Annotated in this window: 22 protein-coding genes and 1 riboswitch; of the genes, 12 read left to right on the top strand and 10 right to left on the bottom strand. The window is 45.4% G+C overall.

The window, feature by feature from the left end:
* Nucleotides 1–93 precede the first annotated feature (93 nt).
* On the bottom strand, nucleotides 94–447 hold the full coding sequence (locus tag M662_RS13785; protein WP_026578274.1) for a helix-turn-helix domain-containing protein: 354 nt from the start codon (nucleotides 445–447) through the stop codon (nucleotides 94–96).
* Between the two features lie 180 nt (nucleotides 448–627).
* Between M662_RS13785 and yugI the strand changes: the two genes are divergently transcribed.
* Nucleotides 628–1,014 (top strand): S1 domain-containing post-transcriptional regulator GSP13, encoded by a 387-nt coding sequence (yugI, locus tag M662_RS13780; protein ID WP_008637545.1) that lies wholly within the window; start codon nucleotides 628–630, stop codon nucleotides 1,012–1,014.
* A gap of 44 nt (nucleotides 1,015–1,058) precedes the next feature.
* Here the strand turns inward: yugI and M662_RS13775 are convergent, their stop codons facing one another.
* Nucleotides 1,059–1,295, bottom strand: coding sequence for a DUF378 domain-containing protein (locus tag M662_RS13775; RefSeq protein ID WP_008637547.1), 237 nt, complete (start codon nucleotides 1,293–1,295; stop codon nucleotides 1,059–1,061).
* Nucleotides 1,296–1,440: 145 nt separating this feature from the next.
* On the opposite strand from M662_RS13775, the gene M662_RS13770 reads away from it, so the two are divergent.
* The 3 genes from M662_RS13770 (at nucleotide 1,441) to M662_RS13760 (ending at nucleotide 4,610) form a co-directional block, all read left to right on the top strand.
* A complete protein-coding gene (locus tag M662_RS13770) occupies nucleotides 1,441–2,607 on the top strand; it encodes an iron-containing alcohol dehydrogenase (protein WP_026578275.1) in 1,167 nt (388 codons plus the stop codon).
* Nucleotides 2,608–2,751: 144 nt separating this feature from the next.
* Nucleotides 2,752–4,098 (top strand): glucose-6-phosphate isomerase, encoded by a 1,347-nt coding sequence (locus tag M662_RS13765; RefSeq protein ID WP_008637550.1) that lies wholly within the window; start codon nucleotides 2,752–2,754, stop codon nucleotides 4,096–4,098.
* 95 nt (nucleotides 4,099–4,193) lie between these two features.
* Nucleotides 4,194–4,610, top strand: a complete 417-nt coding sequence (locus M662_RS13760; RefSeq protein ID WP_026578276.1) for a YugN-like family protein — start codon at nucleotides 4,194–4,196, stop codon at nucleotides 4,608–4,610.
* Here M662_RS13760 and M662_RS13755 read toward each other — a convergent pair.
* Both M662_RS13755 and M662_RS13750 read right to left on the bottom strand, forming a co-directional pair.
* On the bottom strand, nucleotides 4,593–5,591 hold the full coding sequence (locus tag M662_RS13755; protein ID WP_008637552.1) for a potassium channel family protein: 999 nt from the start codon (nucleotides 5,589–5,591) through the stop codon (nucleotides 4,593–4,595). The genes M662_RS13760 and M662_RS13755 overlap by 18 nt on opposite strands.
* Nucleotides 5,592–5,688: 97 nt before the next feature.
* Complete coding sequence (locus M662_RS13750; protein WP_026578277.1) at nucleotides 5,689–6,246, bottom strand: thioredoxin family protein; 558 nt, start codon at nucleotides 6,244–6,246, stop codon at nucleotides 5,689–5,691.
* Between the two features lie 122 nt (nucleotides 6,247–6,368).
* Here M662_RS13750 and M662_RS13745 point away from each other — a divergent pair, with 122 nt between their 5' ends.
* Nucleotides 6,369–7,427, top strand: a complete 1,059-nt coding sequence (locus M662_RS13745) for a M20/M25/M40 family metallo-hydrolase (RefSeq protein ID WP_026578278.1) — start codon at nucleotides 6,369–6,371, stop codon at nucleotides 7,425–7,427.
* A gap of 112 nt (nucleotides 7,428–7,539) precedes the next feature.
* Nucleotides 7,540–7,764, top strand: coding sequence for a hypothetical protein (locus tag M662_RS13740; protein WP_008637555.1), 225 nt, complete (start codon nucleotides 7,540–7,542; stop codon nucleotides 7,762–7,764).
* Between the two features lie 46 nt (nucleotides 7,765–7,810).
* On the opposite strand, the gene M662_RS13735 is transcribed toward M662_RS13740, so the two are convergent.
* Nucleotides 7,811–9,301 (bottom strand): potassium/proton antiporter, encoded by a 1,491-nt coding sequence (locus M662_RS13735; RefSeq protein ID WP_026578279.1) that lies wholly within the window; start codon nucleotides 9,299–9,301, stop codon nucleotides 7,811–7,813.
* Between the two features lie 147 nt (nucleotides 9,302–9,448).
* Nucleotides 9,449–9,784 (bottom strand): hypothetical protein, encoded by a 336-nt coding sequence (locus M662_RS13730; RefSeq protein ID WP_026578280.1) that lies wholly within the window; start codon nucleotides 9,782–9,784, stop codon nucleotides 9,449–9,451.
* Between the two features lie 157 nt (nucleotides 9,785–9,941).
* Between M662_RS13730 and M662_RS13725 the strand changes: the two genes are divergently transcribed.
* The 3 genes from M662_RS13725 to M662_RS13715 all read left to right on the top strand — a co-directional run bounded on the left by M662_RS13725 (nucleotide 9,942) and on the right by M662_RS13715 (nucleotide 11,733).
* Nucleotides 9,942–10,079 (top strand): hypothetical protein, encoded by a 138-nt coding sequence (locus M662_RS13725; RefSeq protein ID WP_162129300.1) that lies wholly within the window; start codon nucleotides 9,942–9,944, stop codon nucleotides 10,077–10,079.
* A 98-nt stretch (nucleotides 10,080–10,177) separates the two neighbouring features.
* On the top strand, nucleotides 10,178–10,753 hold the full coding sequence (locus M662_RS13720; RefSeq protein WP_026578281.1) for a TetR/AcrR family transcriptional regulator: 576 nt from the start codon (nucleotides 10,178–10,180) through the stop codon (nucleotides 10,751–10,753).
* A 47-nt stretch (nucleotides 10,754–10,800) separates the two neighbouring features.
* Nucleotides 10,801–11,733: an SDR family NAD(P)-dependent oxidoreductase gene (locus M662_RS13715; protein ID WP_026578282.1), complete on the top strand. Its 933-nt coding sequence runs from the start codon at nucleotides 10,801–10,803 to the stop codon at nucleotides 11,731–11,733.
* Between the two features lie 22 nt (nucleotides 11,734–11,755).
* On the opposite strand, the gene M662_RS13710 is transcribed toward M662_RS13715, so the two are convergent.
* Nucleotides 11,756–12,274: a GNAT family N-acetyltransferase gene (locus M662_RS13710; RefSeq protein WP_051348933.1), complete on the bottom strand. Its 519-nt coding sequence runs from the start codon at nucleotides 12,272–12,274 to the stop codon at nucleotides 11,756–11,758.
* A gap of 80 nt (nucleotides 12,275–12,354) precedes the next feature.
* On the opposite strand from M662_RS13710, the gene M662_RS13705 reads away from it, so the two are divergent.
* The 3 genes from M662_RS13705 (at nucleotide 12,355) to M662_RS13695 (ending at nucleotide 14,494) form a co-directional block, all read left to right on the top strand.
* Nucleotides 12,355–12,846 carry a ferritin gene (locus tag M662_RS13705; RefSeq protein ID WP_026578284.1) on the top strand — a complete coding sequence of 164 codons (492 nt, stop codon included), beginning with the start codon at nucleotides 12,355–12,357 and terminating at the stop codon, nucleotides 12,844–12,846.
* A 246-nt stretch (nucleotides 12,847–13,092) separates the two neighbouring features.
* The gene (locus M662_RS13700) at nucleotides 13,093–13,464 is read left to right on the top strand and encodes a hypothetical protein (RefSeq protein WP_162129299.1); all 372 of its coding nucleotides are present in this window, start codon (nucleotides 13,093–13,095) and stop codon (nucleotides 13,462–13,464) included.
* Nucleotides 13,465–13,589: 125 nt separating this feature from the next.
* A riboswitch (FMN riboswitch) is annotated at nucleotides 13,590–13,734 on the top strand.
* Between the two features lie 166 nt (nucleotides 13,735–13,900).
* On the top strand, nucleotides 13,901–14,494 hold the full coding sequence (locus tag M662_RS13695; protein WP_026578286.1) for an ECF transporter S component: 594 nt from the start codon (nucleotides 13,901–13,903) through the stop codon (nucleotides 14,492–14,494).
* A 28-nt stretch (nucleotides 14,495–14,522) separates the two neighbouring features.
* On the opposite strand, the gene M662_RS13690 is transcribed toward M662_RS13695, so the two are convergent.
* The 3 genes from M662_RS13690 to M662_RS13680 all read right to left on the bottom strand — a co-directional run bounded on the left by M662_RS13690 (nucleotide 14,523) and on the right by M662_RS13680 (nucleotide 16,407).
* Entirely contained in the window at nucleotides 14,523–14,900 is a 378-nt protein-coding gene (locus M662_RS13690) for a TraR/DksA C4-type zinc finger protein (RefSeq protein ID WP_035388343.1), read from the bottom strand.
* A gap of 34 nt (nucleotides 14,901–14,934) precedes the next feature.
* On the bottom strand, nucleotides 14,935–15,330 hold the full coding sequence (locus tag M662_RS13685) for a hotdog fold thioesterase (protein WP_008637574.1): 396 nt from the start codon (nucleotides 15,328–15,330) through the stop codon (nucleotides 14,935–14,937).
* A 132-nt stretch (nucleotides 15,331–15,462) separates the two neighbouring features.
* Nucleotides 15,463–16,407, bottom strand: coding sequence for a 1,4-dihydroxy-2-naphthoate polyprenyltransferase (locus tag M662_RS13680; RefSeq protein WP_008637583.1), 945 nt, complete (start codon nucleotides 16,405–16,407; stop codon nucleotides 15,463–15,465).
* Nucleotides 16,408–16,562: the final 155 nt, after the last annotated feature.

Raw genomic sequence — 16,562 nt, 5'->3', positions numbered from 1 at the left:
AAGCGAACGTTCGCTTTGCTTACACAGGGGGAATACGAGAAAGTCTTACGTTATTTAATATATCCAGTTTTGATAGATTATAAACCTACTTTTTCATTTTTTTTGCTGATTTAATTCATAAAGTAGTTTCATAGCATGAAGAACGTCTTCTTCCGAGAAATCCCGTGTCTTTTTCAACAAGAGTTTAGTCCGCTTGACGCCCACTTCTGCAATCAAGTTCTGCAACTCTTCATCAATGGTTGTATCTTCTTCTTGAAATTCCATCAGTTCGGATGCCGGGATATCCAGAACGGTTGATATTTTAAGGATGGTATCTAATTCCGGTGCGCGCTCATCTGTTTCGTAGCTTTCCAATGTTTGGACGCCCATTCTCGCTTTCATGGCGAGCTCTTCTTTAGTAAAATTCTTTAACTCACGGTATTTCCTAATATTATTTCCTACAGACATACAGGTTCCTCCTCTGTCATTATTATCTATTATACCATGTTCAATGATGCACAAAGTGTCGAAATTCCGAAAAATAAAGGGTGTTTATCAAAACTGTACTTTGCTTATTGGAGGTTTTTGTGCTAAAATCATTAATTGCGTGAAATGAAGCGAATAATAACAAATCAGGAGTTGTATAGAATGTCAGAGAAGTTCCAAGAAGGTCAAGTATTAGAAGGTAAAGTTACAGGAATTCAGCCCTACGGTGCTTTCGTTGCATTGGATGAAAAAGTTCAAGGTCTTGTGCACATTTCAGAAGTTACCCACGGGTATGTGAAAGATATTAATGAGCACCTTTCTGAAGGTGATGAAGTTCAAGTTAAGATCTTGAACATCGATGAGAAGAGCAATAAGTATTCTCTATCTATCCGTGCGACACAGGAAGCTCCAAAGGCAGCACCACGTCGTCCGCGCAAGCAGGCTGCAGCACCAAAGCATGAAGAATCAACTGCAGGTTTCAACACGCTTAAAGACAAGTTGGAAGATTGGATCAAACAATCGGACGACCGCGAAAAATTCCGTAAATAATGTACAGGTAGAAAAAGCCGGGTCCTCTAGGACCCGGCTTTTTTTTATTCAGTCGTTTCCGCTGTCCGGTCGCTGTATTCTGCTGCCGGTGAGAAGTAAATGGAAATGGCGATAAGTCCGCTGATCCCTACAAGTGTATATATGACACGAGCGAAGGCACCGCTTTGTTCGCCACCGCCGAATAGTCCTGCGACTAAATCATATTGGAACAATCCGATCAATCCCCAGTTGATTGCGCCTACGATGATAAGCAGAAGGGCGATACGTTGAATCCAACTCATGGTCCAACCTCCTTTTTTTATAAGTTCATGGTTCGTCTTTATAATTGAACAAGCGGGTCGTATTTATTCATCAAGCATTTCTTTTGAGATATCATCTGAATTCGGGGATAATAATCATCGAATGTTCATGAAGGGAGTTTTATCAATGGATGCATTTAAATTTCATAATCCGACGAAATTAATTTTCGGACAGAATCAAGTGACACAATTACAAACAGAATTACCTGAAAATACAAATAAAGTTCTCCTCGTTTATGGAGGGGGAAGCATCAAGCGTAACGGCGTGTATGATGCAGTTGTGGCGGAATTGAAAAAGGCAGAGGTAGAGGTTTTTGAACTTTCCGGTGTAGAGCCAAACCCTAGACTTTCCACGGTTAGACGCGGGGTCGAGGCATGCAAGGAAAACGATATCGACTTCATCCTCGCTGTAGGCGGTGGAAGTGTCATCGACTGCACGAAGACCATTGCTGCTGGAGCCAAATACGATGGTGATGCCTGGGATCTTGTTACAAGAGAGGCGACACCAGAATCAGCGCTTCCGTTCGGAACGGTCCTTACCCTTGCTGCTACAGGTAGTGAGATGAATGCCGGTGCGGTCATCACAAATTGGGAAACGAATGAGAAGTACGGCTGGGGTGCTGCGCCTTTAACAAACCCTATGTTCTCCATTTTGGATCCCGCCTACACGACAAGTGTTCCGAAAGATCAGACTATCTACGGAATCGTAGACATGATGACGCACATGTTTGAACAATATTTCCACAATCCGACCAAGTCACCGGTACAGGATGAAATGATCGAGGGCGTCCTGCGTGCTGTCATGGAAACGGCCCCTAAGCTTCTTGATAATCTGGAATCTGTCGAGTATCGTGAGACGATTCTATATGCTGGAACGATCGCACTTAACGGTATGCTGCAAATGGGATATCGCGGAGACTGGGCGAGTCACAACATCGAGCATGCTGTTTCCGCCGTTTATGATATTCCACATGCGGGTGGACTGGCGATTCTCTTCCCTAACTGGATGAAGCATAACCTGGACGTGGACCCGTCCCGTTTCGCCAAACTTGCGACAAACGTATTCGGCGTCGATGCAGAAGGTAAGAGCGAGAAGGAAGTGGCGGAAGAAGGAATCGATGCTTTGAGAAAATTCTGGTCTTCCCTCGGAGCGCCGGAGCGACTTGCCGATTACGAAATCGGAGAAGAGAAGTTCGACGTTATTGTCGATCGTTCCATGAAACGAGGAGCTTTCGGGAACTTCAACAAGCTTAAAGAAGACGACGTACAGAAGATTCTGGAAATGTCCAAGTAATGGAGAAAAGGTGCGGGCTGCCCGCACCTTTTTTGATGAATTCTATTTGTACACGCTTTCATGAAAGTGCTTGCTTGATTTGGATGAAAGGTTCCGATAAAGTGAAAAGTGGATGAAGTAAAATGATGATTTGGAGGGACATATATGACACACGTTCGTTTTGATTACGAAAAAGCTTTGCCGTTCTTTGGTGAACATGAACTAGAATATATGCAGGGAGCCGTTTCTCTGGCTCATAAGAACCTACATGAGAAAACCGGTGCAGGGAACGACTTTTTAGGCTGGGTCGATCTGCCTGAAGATTATGATAAAGAAGAGTTCTCCCGCATCCAAAAAGCAGCAGAGAAGATTCAATCCGATTCTGATGTTCTTTTAGTCATCGGCATCGGCGGATCTTATCTTGGTGCCCGTGCAGCGCTGGAAATGCTAAACCACAGCTTCTACAATGTACTCGGTGGAGAAGAGCGCAAAACTCCCCAGGTATTCTTTGTAGGAAACAGCATCAGTCCTTCTTACATGAACGACTTGTTCGATGTGCTTAAGGATAAAGACGTTTCCATCAACGTCATTTCGAAAAGCGGAACGACGACGGAACCTGCTATTGCCTTCCGTGTATTCCGTAAGTTCCTGGAAGAGAAATACGGCAGGGAAGAAGCGCAGAAGCGCATCTATGCTACAACGGATAAGAATAAAGGTGCCCTTAAAACACTTGCTACCGAGCAGGGCTATGAATCCTTCGTGGTACCGGATGATGTAGGCGGCCGTTATTCTGTTCTTACTGCCGTTGGTCTGCTGCCTATCGCGGCAAGTGGTATCGACATCGTGGAAATGATGAAAGGCGCGCAGCAGGCTCGTGAAGAACTCAGCACGGACAAGCTGTCGGAAAACCCTGCTTATCAATATGCTGCTGTAAGAAACGTTCTTTACAACAAAGGCAAAACAATTGAAATGCTTGTCAATTATGAACCGTCCCTTCAGTATTTCGCTGAATGGTGGAAACAGTTGTTCGGAGAAAGTGAAGGCAAAGATTACAAAGGAATCTTCCCGGCTTCTGCCAACTTCTCTACAGATCTGCACTCTCTCGGACAATATATTCAGGATGGACGAAGAGATATGTTTGAAACGGTCCTTCACGTGGAGAATTCCAATTCTGATATTACGATCGAGGAAGACGAGCAGAACCTGGACGGTTTGAACTACCTTGCAGGGGAAACAGTCCACGAAGTCAACGAGAAGGCATACCTCGGTACAATGCTCGCTCACACAGACGGAGATGTGCCGAACTTGATCGTTCACCTTCCGAAGCGTGATGCTTTCACCTTTGGTTACCTTGTGTACTTCTTCGAGAAGGCTTGTGCAATCAGCGGATACCTCCTGGGTGTCAATCCGTTTGACCAGCCCGGGGTAGAAGCGTATAAGAAGAATATGTTCGCTCTTCTGGGTAAGCCTGGCTTTGAAGATGAAAAAGAGAAACTGGAGAAAAGACTATAAAGGCAGTAAATAGCATAAAGAGGGGGATCATCCATAAAAAGGATGATCCCCCTTGTTTTATTTGGGCATAGTAAAAGAGAAAGGAGTGATGAGCGATGATACCACTATCTTCCCCGCTTACAGGAACGACTTATAAGTTTAATGAACTGGAGAAGGAACTTCAGGGTCTCGGCTTTAAACTAGCGGATAATTGGGATTATGAGCATGGTTATTTCGATTATAAAATTGATGATCATGTCGGCTACCAGTTTATTCGTCTTCCGTTCGTCGTGACCTCAGGATCTTTGGACGCACCTAGTGATTATGCACTTGTGGAGATGAAGGAACCCTTTCTGCTCTCCCATAAATATAACCCGGGTCTCGATGATAATGTGAAAGAAGGGAATTTCCGAGCCATTTTTGATCAATTTCAAGAGCCTGTCGATAAAGATGCCAGTTTCCCTGAAGAACACGTGCATACAGGGCGGGAGTTGTTAAAAAAGGTGGAACAAGCATTACTTACGAAGCGGTGAGAAAACAACGAGCACGTCTCCCTCTTGCAGCGTAAGGTCCGGATGGATATGAAACAGCACATCTTCCCTGCGGCGGACAGCGATGACCTGGTAACAATCTTTCATATAGTATTGGAAGGCCTCCGTGACGGGATTTCCAATCAAAGACTTTGGAACAGCTTCTTCATGAAACTGCCGTTCTGCAAGCAGGCCGAGCAGGAGTTCGAACGGCTTCGCCGGATCATTCCGGTAGAGTTCCTGATAGAAGAGGCTGCTCATGAAGTCATTGGAGCGAATGACGGTATCCGCACCGGCCCGTTCCGCATTAATTTTCTGCTTATCTGTCAGTACTTCTGCGATAATAAACAGCCCGGGGTGGTGTCCCTTTGCGGCGACAATCTGATGGATGACGGACTGATCGGACTGTTCTTCTGATAAAGAAGGATCCGCAGTGATGATGGCAAGTTTGGCATGAAGCAGATTTGCCTTCTCCAACGTTTCTTCATTCGTCGCGCTGCCGCTGATGAAGTGGACAGAGGGAAGGCGCTGATAAAAGGTATTCATCGTTCTGTCGATCAGCACGACTTCTTCCGGCTGCTGATGCTTCTGAATCATATCGATCAAATGTCTTGTCCGCTCGTTCCACCCGATGAGGACCAGGTGTTTGGCTCCTTTGTACGGGACTTTTCCTTCCGATAGATCCGTCTCATGCTTGACGGTGGAAGCGGAGAGTGTAGCCATGTAGAAAGTGACCAGTCCACCACCGGATAAGATCAGCAGGATAGCCATCAGTTTACCATAGGGACTTAATGGAACATAGTCGCCATACCCGACGGTTGCTCCCGTAACGAATGCCCACCAGATTCCGTCAAAGACGGTTGGAAAGTTTGCGGGTTCAATCATATGGATGACGAATCCGAACAACGTCATCGTAAAAAACACCGTTGCTAACAATCTCAGAAACAGTGGCAGTTGAAAATATAAACGTACCCAATGCTGCATGGCTTTGGTGCCCCTTTTTTTATCTACAGTATGTCTCTGGAAGAACGTATTCAAACATAGAAAAAGCCTGCCGCACGACCGGGCAGGCGGCAAGCTGTTAATAAGAAAAGAATGTCTTCTTTAAATCTTCATACACATAATTCCAAAAATCATGATGATCACGGTAAGCTTTCGTAATGAAGGTAAGCATTTCTTTCTGTTTTTCATTAAAGTCTTCGGCCTCTTTATCCGGAAGGCCTTGTCTTGCTGTATCAATGAACTGTTGGACTTCGGGCGCTCTCGGTCCCCAGTTTGCCACTTCTTCCCCATTCTTATCCATCAAGATGATTTTCGGGATAGAACGGGCACGTCCGTCTGTCAAATAGTTGTCCATTAAATCCAAATTCTCATCTCTCAAAAGGAAGTGAACTGGTATTTGAGCTGCTTCCGCCATACGAAGGAAAATGGGTACATTCATCATGGCATCTCCGCACCAGTCTTCGGTTAACACAATCGCTCGAAGTCCGTTCATTCGGGAGCGCGTAAATGTTGGTTCATCTTCGACCGGTATCCCGAAATTTTCGTATATATAAATAAAGTTTTCCTGATGTGTCTGCATTTGATCGACGTACGTTTGTGCCGTCATTCCTTTGTTAAACCATTCTTCTAAGCGCATAACTAATTCCTCCTCAAAAAATCCATACAAGGTCTTGTTCCCGTTCCCGCAAAGGAATATGCATCCGATTAATGTTTTCCCCGTTATTTTTGATATGATGGAAAGGTGAAGGAGGAGTAATTATGAATGAAGATCGACTTAATTTCTTAATGGAACTATTGACTACCCCGTCCCCCTCCAGCATGGAGATGGAGATACAGAAGAAATGGATTGCGGATATGGAAGAAGCAGCGGATGAGATAAGAACCGATAATGCCGGTAATGCGATTGCAGTCCTTAACCCGGATGCGGACTTCAAGATCCTGCTTGCAGGTCACTGTGATGAAATTGCATTAGTCATCAACAGGATTGATGAACAAGGATATCTCCATTTTGATAAAATGGGAGGCATCAATCCGAAAGCAGCTGTCGGTATGAAAGTGAGAGTCCTTGGGGAAGAAAAGGAGCTGACAGGAGTGATCGGCGTCAATGCGCAGCACCACGGAGGCTTAAAAGGGGATTTCGGTGTGGAAGATCTCTTTATCGATTGTGGAGCAAAATCCAAGGATGAAATCGCAGAGTACGTGCAGATTGGCGATCTTGCTGTCTACAAACGAGAGCCTGAGATACTTATGGATCGTTACATAGCAGGTCGTGGACTGGATAATAGAACGGGGCAGTTCATCGTTGGGGAAGTTTTACGACGGTTAAAGGACAAGAAGCTCCGTGTAGGTGTTTATGCGGCGAGCACGGTCAATGAAGAAACGAACATGGGTGGTGCGTACTTCGCAGCAGCGGGCATACAGCCGAACATGGCGATCGCCTGCGACGTGACGTTTGCCACGGACTACCCTGGAGTAAATAAAAGCAAATATGGAGACGTCCGGCTCGATGGTGGACCGGTTCTTGCCAAGGGAGCGCCGATCAACCGTAAGATCAACAAATGGCTGGAACGCTCGGCCAAAAAGTTGAACATGGACGTCCAGTACGAATTGACACCAAGGATGACAGGCACCGATGCGGATAAGATGCGGTTGACGGGAAGTGGAGTACCGGTCAGTCTCGTCTCTTTACCCCTCCGTTATATGCACTCTCCAGTTGAAACAGTAAGCATGAAGGATATAGAAGAGGAGATTGAGCTTCTCGTCGACATGATTGCCGGTATGACCGGGGAAGAAAGCTTGAATCCACTTGAAGATTAAGACAGGGAACGTCCGGATATTTATCCGGGCGTTTTGTCTTGTTTTGGTTAAGAGTAGTCATAGTTGGCAAGAATAGCAGATATAATCTTTCTAATATGAGGGAGTGATCTGCATGGAGCGGGAAAGACTACACGAACAAATTTTGTCTTTGAAAGGGAAAATTTGCGCGGGCCAGCTGCAGCTGCAGGGATACGATGATTATCTCCTGCTTCAGCTTGATAAAGTGAAAGACAGTGAGGACGGACTGGTGGATGTATCGACAGTATCTTCGACGTTGAAGTTGTTCATCGACGCGACGGAAAAAGTGAAAGCGGCTCCTGAGAAGCGGCTGAGCTGAATTATAAGGTAAAAAAGAGCGGAGCCGTCAGGCTTCGCTCTTTTATCTATCCTCGATCTTTTTTTGATGCTCGCTGCTCCAAGCGTTTTTTTAACTGATCTTTATATTTAGATTCGACGAGAATATATAGGAAGTCGCCGGCTTGAATCACGGTCTCGCCATAGGGGGTGATGACCTGGTTGTCTCTGATGATTGCGTTAATATTTGAATGATTCGGCAGCGTCAATTCTTTCAATTTCTGGCCGACAAGCGCGGATTCTTCGCTCGTTTGGAACTGCACCATTTCAGCGGCCGCTTTCCCCATCGATATAAGCTCGATCGAGTGGTGCGGTACATCTTTCTGAGGTCCGACCAAGTCCAGCTTCTTGGCCACCCAAGAGATGCTGGCCCCTTGCACGAGAGCAGAGGTCAGAACGATGAAGAAGACGATATTGAAGATGATTTGACTGTTCTCCAAACCTTCTACAATCGGAAAGGTAGCGAGCACAATCGGTACGGCTCCGCGCAATCCCGCCCATGAAATGAAGAGCTTCTCCTTGACGGAATACTTTAGCTTGATCAAGGATAAGAAAACGGCGAGCGGACGGGCGACGACAATCAACAGGATGGAGAGAATCAAGCCATCTACGATGACAGCAGAAGAGAAAACCTGCTCCGGGAACGCGAGAAGTCCCAAGATGATGAACATAAGGATCTGAGCCATCCAGGCGAATCCTTCATTGAATTGAAAGATGGAATAACGGTACGTAAGCTCCCTGTTTCCTATAACAAGGGCAGCAATATAAACGGCTAGGAATCCACTTCCCCCGACGAATGCCGTAATCCCATAAGTAATCAGGGCGAAGGCTACCGAAAGAATAGGGTATAATGCGCTGGACCCTAGTTTAATATTATTGATGGAATAAGAAGCGAGCCTCCCAAAAATGATCCCCAACACGAGACCTATCCCCATTTGGAGAAAAAAGGTCGGGATCAGCATCCAGATCGAACCATCCGGCTTGGTGATCAGCTCAATGAATGAAAGCGTGAGGAAAACGGCCATCGGATCATTGGTTCCTGATTCTGCTTCCAATGTGGCACCCATCTTTGCCTTTATATTTCTTTCTTTCAAAGCCGCAAAAACCGCGGCGGCGTCTGTCGATCCAACAATAGCACCTAGAAGGAGACCTTCCAGTAATGTTAAATCGAAGAGGAGATAGGCAGCGACTCCAATCGTCGAGGAGGTTACTAAGACTCCCACGGTAGCGAGTGATAGAGAGGGCACGGCTACCGAACGGACCGTTGCCCATTTCGTATGCAGACCACCTTCAAATAAGATGATCACCAAAGCCAGCACACCGATAAGCTGAGCTGTATCTGCGTTATCGAAATAAATGATTCCGAGTCCGTCACTTCCTACAAGCATACCTACGATGATGAACAAGATGAGGGAAGGTACACCCCACCTGTTGGAAAACTTAGCGGCGAAGATTCCGCTGAACAGCAGGAAAGCGACTAATAATAAAAATGCATCTGTTCCAAATGTATCAAAAAACATGTAATGAAATTCTCCTTATGAATGGCGTTTGACGAATTGGGAATGAAGATAAGGAAGCAGACGACAACATAGGTCAGTTTATCTTTTTCATTCATTCACATTCGTCTCCTTATTGAATCAAGATCATACGTTTGGCATAAGGAGAAGTCATATGTAATTGGATTGGTTATATATCGTAATGAGAAACCCCGGCCTGCTGGTTTTGGAAAGATCGATATTTCGGAAACGGATCTTATCAAAAGCCACGGGGAAATCTGCAGGGGAGGCCCCGCAAATTGTTGGATCGAGGCCTTTCGTACTGACGGGGTGGGGAATCGATTGGTTTTGTATTTTGACGGCCTGATGATCAGAATAAGAAACGGCTGCTGAGAATTCGGAGTCATGAGCCAGTGTGCTTCTTATATCGTCGATTTTTTCAGATGGACTGAAAAAAACGGCGAAGTTCAAAAAAAACATCAATATCAAAAAAATATCTTTCTTCATCGCGGTCCCCCTTTCCTGAAAGTACCTAATCATTATATCAGAGATTTTCTCTCTTAACTTTGGCTGGAAAACTTGTTTTGAAATGTGCGTGATGCCGCAAGGGAGTTTCTCATGTGAATGACCCCAAACTGCGTGAACAGTTAACGAGGGTAAACGCATGGTATGTTGGATAGAGAAAATTTGTCATGGCGGCCTTCGGCTGTCGAGCGGAGGACCCGTCCCGGCCGAAGATGAGACGGAATATGAAGGACATGGCGGAATGGATAGAGTGATTGAGCTGGAACCCTATCTGTAAAGGACCGGTTTTTTGCTATGGTAATTATTATTGACATAAAATTCTAATTGTTTTATATTTTATCTGAACAGTGGTTAATAAATGAGGGGGAGTCAGCGATTACACCTAGAAAACCGATCGAACAGCAAGTAGAACAAGAAGCTATATTGAACGTCGCGAGAGATCTCTTTGTAAAGAAAGGATTCAGAGATGTGTCCATGCGGAAGATCGCTGCCGAGCTGGAAATGAGCCATGGAATGATTTATTATCATTTCAATAATAAAGCCGGTTTATTTTATGCTGTCGTAGCCAAAGACTTCGCGCTCCTCGATGAAATCCTGGAAGAAATAATGAAGGGAGAAGCAGATCCTGTACAAAAGTTGAAACACCTATTCGTCGCCTACATGAAATTCGGTATCGATTACTCCAGTCATTATGAAATGATGTTTCTAATCAAAGATGAGCAATTGAACACGCTCATGAATGAGGAGCCGAATAGGAGTTATGAACGGTTTGCCAAGGCAGTTGCTGCGCTTGTCGGGCCTAAATGCGCAACGACCCAGAGCATCTGGTCGGCGTTTTTATCCTTACACGGTTTCGTCGTTCACTATTACAAGACAGGGCAGACGTTTAACGAAATGAAAAGTCTCGTAGAAGGTCATGCAGAATTTATTATAAAATCACTGGATATATAAATTTTTTTGCAGATAATTGACCAGTGGTTAATAAGGGGTGGAGAATGATGAAAAAAGCATTGGTATTAGGGGCATCCGGGGGAATGGGCAGCGCCCTGGTGGAAGAACTTTTGGAAGCAGGCATAGAGGTCGTTGCATTTGCAAGAACGGAAGAAAAGCTGAAACGGTTGTTCCGGGGAAGGGCGCAGATCTTAGCGGGGGATGTGTTCTCAGAAGCAGATTTGCATGAGGCTGCTATGGGAGTCGATGTGATCTTCCATGCGGTTAACATTCCTTACTATCAATGGGCGGGACATCAGCTGCGGCTGATGCAGAATGTCATAAACGCCTCGGAAAAGGCAGCCAGTAAATTGGTCATTGTCGACAATATTTATGCCTATGGTCCCGGAATGGGAACTTTAATAAAGGAGGATGCTCCCAAAGTTCCCTTAACTAAAAAGGGGAACATCCGTTTAGAAGTTGAAAACCTTGTAAGGGAAGCGCAGGTGCCTTGGATGATTGCTCACTTCCCTGATTTTTACGGGCCCAATGCAGAAAATACGGTTCTTGGCCAAACGCTGCAAGGAGCAGCTGCAAATAAACGAGGGATATTTATTGGGGATAAGCGGAAGCCAAGGGAATATATTTATACCCCGGATGGTGCGAAAGCACTTCTTTCGCTGGCGATTCGCCCTTCTGCATACGGACAGACGTGGAATATACCAGGAGCTGGAGTCATATCGGGAGAGGAGATTATCCGGTTGTTAAAAGGAGAAAGCGGTTATGACAAACGGGTGATTACTGTCACAAAAGGAATGGTGAGGATGCTTGGTCTATTTGACAAAATGATGAGAGAGTTCGTGGAAATGATGTATTTATATGAACAGCCTGTTGTTTTATCGGGAGCCAAATTCGAAAGGGAGATTGGTCCTGTACCGACAACATCGTATAAAGACGGTATTGGTCGGACGATGGAAGCGATGGCAGGACACCGTTCTTAGAGGGCGAGGAAGGCAGCCCTTTTTATAAGAATACCTGGTAGGCATACCTTTCTCCATGCGGAATTGGTAAATGAATGATCCCTTTGAATTGGAAGGCATGATTGGTGATCACCTTCTGCATTGCTCTGTTTAAATGATGCGTATCTATTCGTACTTCTGACATCCCACTTTCCCGAGCGGCGGCCAGCAGAAGCTTGAAGAATAGAGCTGCATACCCGCGCCCGTTCCTTTCTGGAAGGATGGCGAATCTGTGAATAACGGCGTAATCGGCATCATTTTTCTCCCATTGGCCGTAAACGATGGTTTCATATGCAGTCTCCTGACCTTTTGTCAGGGCAGCGGTACCTATAATTTGCTGATTGATGAGAAAAACATAATGATTTCCATCTTCCATATCCGTTCTAAGCCTTGCCTCCGATGGAGCATCCTCACCGGACCACTGCGGTGATCCTGAGGCTGCAAGCTTCAGCTGAGCAGATCGGATAATCTCTTTAACTGCTGGAAGATCATCGATCGTTCCTTGTCGCATTTGTATATTCATCTAATCTCTCCTTACAAACCTAAATATTCCTCCCACCTTCAGCATATCATGGAATGAGTTTTCAAAGAGGAGGAGATTGTATGAATGAGGAGATGCAGAAGCTGTTCAACCGACTCATTGAAATTGAACAAGTATCAACGACCCTTTATCTTGCCATGTCTGCCTATATGGCAAGAGAGAATTATACGGGCATGGCTCATTGGCTGCAGCTTCAGTCTGATGAGGAACGAACCCATTTATTGAAATTGATCCAATATATGAGTGACAAGAATGGTACCGTTCAATTATCCAATATTCCGGCCCAGCCCAGTGAATATGGAACGCCCCTGGAAACCTTCCAAAAAGTTTTGGAACATGAGCAGTTTGTTACTAATTCCTACAGACAAGCCTACAATTATGCCGTCCAGGTGGACCCACAGGCGGCTGTCATTATTCAAGATTTTCTCCGGGAACAGATAGATGAAGAGGCTCAGGCTCAAACAATAGTGGATCGCTTATCACTGGCCCAAAACAATTCCTCTGCGCTTTTACTTTTAGATCAAGAGCTTGGGCAAAGGCAGGCAGCAGGGTGAAAAACAGCTCGGTAATGTAGGGGAATTTGGTAACGCAGAAAGAAGCGCGAAGATCTATCGTAGGGCGCTCTCACGTTACGGGTCGGATGGAGCGAATCATCCAGGCTCGTTTTTTTTTGTGCCTTCTCTTCCTTTTTTTATTAGGAAAATGTTACCTTTATATGGGTGTGATTGGAAATGGATTGGCTGAAACTCTTAATGATTACGCGCAGTAAAGCGTCAGGTCTGCAAGAAGGATGCGTTGCCTTGAGCAAATTTCGGATGGGAAAATTGGTGGTAACTATGAAATATTTCTTTACATTCATTCCAGCTGTATTGCTTACCTTAATAAGTGCAGATTTTAGTGGAGTATATGTAGAAGATGAACAGCAGTATAGAACGTATTTGGAGCATGCAAGGGAAGGTGGGATGGAATTGGGGTTTCCCTTTCATTTCGTTACGCAGAATCCATCGAAGCTCTCGCCGCCGTTACCTTATAAATTCGGACTGGAGATGGAGAGAATTACAAACTTGAATGTCCTTCCTTTCTTTGTTAACGTCGGGATCTATTTCATGATTATTCTCTTCATGCATTTCTTCTTTAATAGAATTATAAGGAAAGTAAGAAGGATAGGATGAAAGCAGGCAGAGCGGAGAGAGGAACCGGACTTAGTCCGGGATTCGTCGAAATTAATCAGAAGCAGAACTTCTAACTTGCGATATCATCACATTTTGACTACAATGAGGATACAATATCATATCGGTTCCATCTTCGGGGCAGGGTGTAATTCCCGACCGACGGTATTAGGTGCATAGATACCTAGAGTCCGTGACCCGCAGGTTCTTCCTGCGGCTGATCTGGTGAGAGTCCAGAACCGACAGTTAAAGTCTGGATGGGAGAAGATGTCGAGCGGAATGAGGAGAGGTTTTTTTGAACCTGCCCTCTATTTCCTGTGGACAATCTGTACTCCCTTAAGCATATAGCGCTTAGGGGTTTTTTATTGGACACACGGAAGTACCGTTCAACCTTCATCTGGGATGTGAACCGACGACAAGATGAAGGGGGAGATCGATGATGAATCCTTATACAGGTCAATCATCCAAGTTGCTCAAGTTAGTCATTTTAGCTTTATTCGGAAGTATTTCGATGGTACTCATGTTTTTAAATTTTCCTTTGCCGTTCCTGCCGCCTTATTTAAAGGTGGATTTCAGTGATGTTCCTGCGTTGATTGCAGGCATACTGTTTACGCCTGCCGCAGGTATAATAGTGGAGGGGCTGAAGAATTTACTTTATCTCATTTATACCGGTGCCGGAGATCCCGTCGGCGTCGTAGCAAACTTTGCCGCCGGTGTCTTGTTCGTTGCACCTGTCGCGATGATCTACCATAAATTCAAGACCACGAAATCGTTAGTTTCCGGCTTGGTGTTCAGCGCCGTAATTATGGCGCTTGGAATGAGCGTATTGAATTATTTCCTCGTCCTGCCTGCTTACAGCTGGTTCATGGGTTGGGAGACGATGTCTGCTCAGGTAAAATGGACGACCGTTCTTGCAGGTATTCTGCCGTTCAATGCCTTGAAAGGAATCATTATCGGAGCTTTGTTCGTTCCGCTGTTCATTAAGCTGAAACCTTGGCTGGAGCAGAAACGGATACAATCCTCCGCAGCATAAGAAAAAGAGCGCCCGAAGGGGCGCTCTTTTATTTTTCTTTTTCCATTTCTTCCTGTTCTTCAATGGTGTAGCGTGCGGCAGGCATGACTTCGAGTCGCTCTTCAGGAATCGGCTTGCCGGATTTTTCACTCTTCCCATACGTGCCTTCTTCCATCCGCTGCAAGGCATCCTCAGCATCCATCAGCTTTTCTCTTGCCTGCTCGTAAAATGTCTGCTCTTTAGACCGTTCAAACTGATCCGTTCCTAGGTCGCCGGGATGATCGGCTACGCTTGAAATCTCCCCGGTACTGTCATTTGGATAGTCCTCTTTCGTACGGTCATTTTTATATTCTTCCATTTGTTGTTCCGCTTCTTCTTTCATTTCGAGCAATCGCTGCTTGAGTTCCTGTTTCTTTTCTTCTGTCATGATCTATTCTCTCCTCCCTGTAAATGAAAGCGAGTTATTTCTTCGCCGGGACGACACCGATCGTGCATCGGGACAGGCAGACAGTATCCCCTTGTTCGTTTTCCATTTTGATTTCCCAAACCATCGTGGTCCTGCCGATATGGGCAGGGGTTGCACGGGCGGTGACGAAGCCGCTCCGGATACTCTTCATATGATTTGCATTGATTTCAAGGCCGAATACTTGCTGCTTTTCCGGATCGACGTTCAGAAACGCTCCAATACTTGCTGCGCTTTCCGCAAGAGCAACATTTGCTCCTCCATGAAGGAAACCCATTGGTTGGTGGGTACGGCTGTCTGCAGGCATCGTCATGATAACTTCCTCTTTCGAAGCCTTCACGACTTCCATTCCAAGCGTTTCCATCAATGTATTCTTCATCATTTCTTTATTCATAACATCCCGTCCTTTGTGTATTATTCCCATTATCCAAACGCTCAAACCTATAGAAAAAAGGATGGAGGCGGTCCATCCTTTTCCTGGAATGTGCAGCGAACGTAATGCATGGCACATTCAAACTTTTCATAATCATCCGATCGGGATATAAATTTGTAGAAGCATGGACAGTCCGAGCAGGAATCCATATATCGTATTCGTTTTGGCTGTAGCAACCATGCCCGGCATCATCTCGAGAGGCTCGCTCTTTCCTACAAATCCCTGTATGGCTTGCCGGCCTTTAATCAAACTAAGGAAAGTGATAAAGGACCACAGCGGCAGAAGACCTGCGAAGATAAGCACCACGGTAAGGGCGTAGGCAATAAAGAACAGGGCCGTCAGGAATCGGATCGAACCTTGATGGCCGAACAGAATAGCCAGTGTTCTTCGTCCGTTCTTCGCATCACCGACACGGTCGCGGATGTTGTTGGTAAGCAGAATAGATCCAACAAAAATAGCAACCGGAATGGACACGATTACGACGTCCCAAGTCACCGCAGCCGTCTGTATGAAGTAACTGATTCCGATGATGACCGTGCCCATGAAAAAGCCTGCCGTGATTTCTCCGAATGGACTGTAGGCGATCGGATAGGGACCGCCTGTATAAAGGTAACCGAAAAGCATGGAAACGAGACCGATAACGGCGATCCACCAGCTCGATGAGGCACAAATATACACCCCTAATATCGCAGCGACCGCATAGAAAGTGAAAGCAAGAGTAAGAACCGTCCTTGGACTAATGCCGTCCCTTACAATGGTTCCTCCTATGCCCACAGAATTTTCGTTATCTAAACCGCGAACATAATCATAATACTCATTGAACATATTCGTAGCAGCTTGAATGAGGATGGATGCGAGCAACATTGCGGCAAATAACCAGAAATTGATCGATTGTTCCAGAGCAGCGAACATCGTCCCGACAAAGACAGGAACGAAAGCTGCCGTCAACGTGTGGGGGCGTAAGAGCCTCCACCAAACTTGGAATCCGTCACGTTCATTCAAGGAAGTTTTTACATTTTGATTTTGTACTGAACTCATGGATGTCCTCTCCCTTGTATCCAAATTGATTTTATGATAACAATTTAAGTTTAGGGAAACAGGCCTTTAGTGTCAATCAATGTAAGAAAATGTTTCCTTGAGTGAAGAATTCTTGAGTCAAGGGAAAAAAGAGAATAAAATAGAGAATGATGCAC

Source organism: Bacillus sp. SB49 (assembly GCF_000469135.2).
Taxonomy (GTDB): domain Bacteria; phylum Bacillota; class Bacilli; order Bacillales; family Halobacillaceae; genus Halobacillus.
This window is presented reverse-complemented; position numbering and strand designations above follow the sequence as displayed.

What these genes read in the sequence shown, in the direction of transcription:
- M662_RS13785 (WP_026578274.1), bottom strand. Translation starts at nt 447, where the DNA reads ATGTCTGTAGGAAATAATATTAGGAAATACCGTGAGTTAAAGAATTTT.
- yugI (WP_008637545.1), top strand. Translation starts at nt 628, where the DNA reads ATGTCAGAGAAGTTCCAAGAAGGTCAAGTATTAGAAGGTAAAGTTACA.
- M662_RS13775 (WP_008637547.1), bottom strand. Translation starts at nt 1,295, where the DNA reads ATGAGTTGGATTCAACGTATCGCCCTTCTGCTTATCATCGTAGGCGCA.
- M662_RS13770 (WP_026578275.1), top strand. Translation starts at nt 1,441, where the DNA reads ATGGATGCATTTAAATTTCATAATCCGACGAAATTAATTTTCGGACAG.
- M662_RS13765 (WP_008637550.1), top strand. Translation starts at nt 2,752, where the DNA reads ATGACACACGTTCGTTTTGATTACGAAAAAGCTTTGCCGTTCTTTGGT.
- M662_RS13760 (WP_026578276.1), top strand. Translation starts at nt 4,194, where the DNA reads ATGATACCACTATCTTCCCCGCTTACAGGAACGACTTATAAGTTTAAT.
- M662_RS13755 (WP_008637552.1), bottom strand. Translation starts at nt 5,591, where the DNA reads ATGCAGCATTGGGTACGTTTATATTTTCAACTGCCACTGTTTCTGAGA.
- M662_RS13750 (WP_026578277.1), bottom strand. Translation starts at nt 6,246, where the DNA reads ATGCGCTTAGAAGAATGGTTTAACAAAGGAATGACGGCACAAACGTAC.
- M662_RS13745 (WP_026578278.1), top strand. Translation starts at nt 6,369, where the DNA reads ATGAATGAAGATCGACTTAATTTCTTAATGGAACTATTGACTACCCCG.
- M662_RS13740 (WP_008637555.1), top strand. Translation starts at nt 7,540, where the DNA reads ATGGAGCGGGAAAGACTACACGAACAAATTTTGTCTTTGAAAGGGAAA.
- M662_RS13735 (WP_026578279.1), bottom strand. Translation starts at nt 9,301, where the DNA reads ATGTTTTTTGATACATTTGGAACAGATGCATTTTTATTATTAGTCGCT.
- M662_RS13730 (WP_026578280.1), bottom strand. Translation starts at nt 9,784, where the DNA reads ATGAAGAAAGATATTTTTTTGATATTGATGTTTTTTTTGAACTTCGCC.
- M662_RS13725 (WP_162129300.1), top strand. Translation starts at nt 9,942, where the DNA reads ATGGTATGTTGGATAGAGAAAATTTGTCATGGCGGCCTTCGGCTGTCG.
- M662_RS13715 (WP_026578282.1), top strand. Translation starts at nt 10,801, where the DNA reads ATGAAAAAAGCATTGGTATTAGGGGCATCCGGGGGAATGGGCAGCGCC.
- M662_RS13710 (WP_051348933.1), bottom strand. Translation starts at nt 12,274, where the DNA reads ATGAATATACAAATGCGACAAGGAACGATCGATGATCTTCCAGCAGTT.
- M662_RS13705 (WP_026578284.1), top strand. Translation starts at nt 12,355, where the DNA reads ATGAATGAGGAGATGCAGAAGCTGTTCAACCGACTCATTGAAATTGAA.
- M662_RS13695 (WP_026578286.1), top strand. Translation starts at nt 13,901, where the DNA reads ATGAATCCTTATACAGGTCAATCATCCAAGTTGCTCAAGTTAGTCATT.
- M662_RS13690 (WP_035388343.1), bottom strand. Translation starts at nt 14,900, where the DNA reads ATGACAGAAGAAAAGAAACAGGAACTCAAGCAGCGATTGCTCGAAATG.
- M662_RS13685 (WP_008637574.1), bottom strand. Translation starts at nt 15,330, where the DNA reads ATGAATAAAGAAATGATGAAGAATACATTGATGGAAACGCTTGGAATG.
- M662_RS13680 (WP_008637583.1), bottom strand. Translation starts at nt 16,407, where the DNA reads ATGAGTTCAGTACAAAATCAAAATGTAAAAACTTCCTTGAATGAACGT.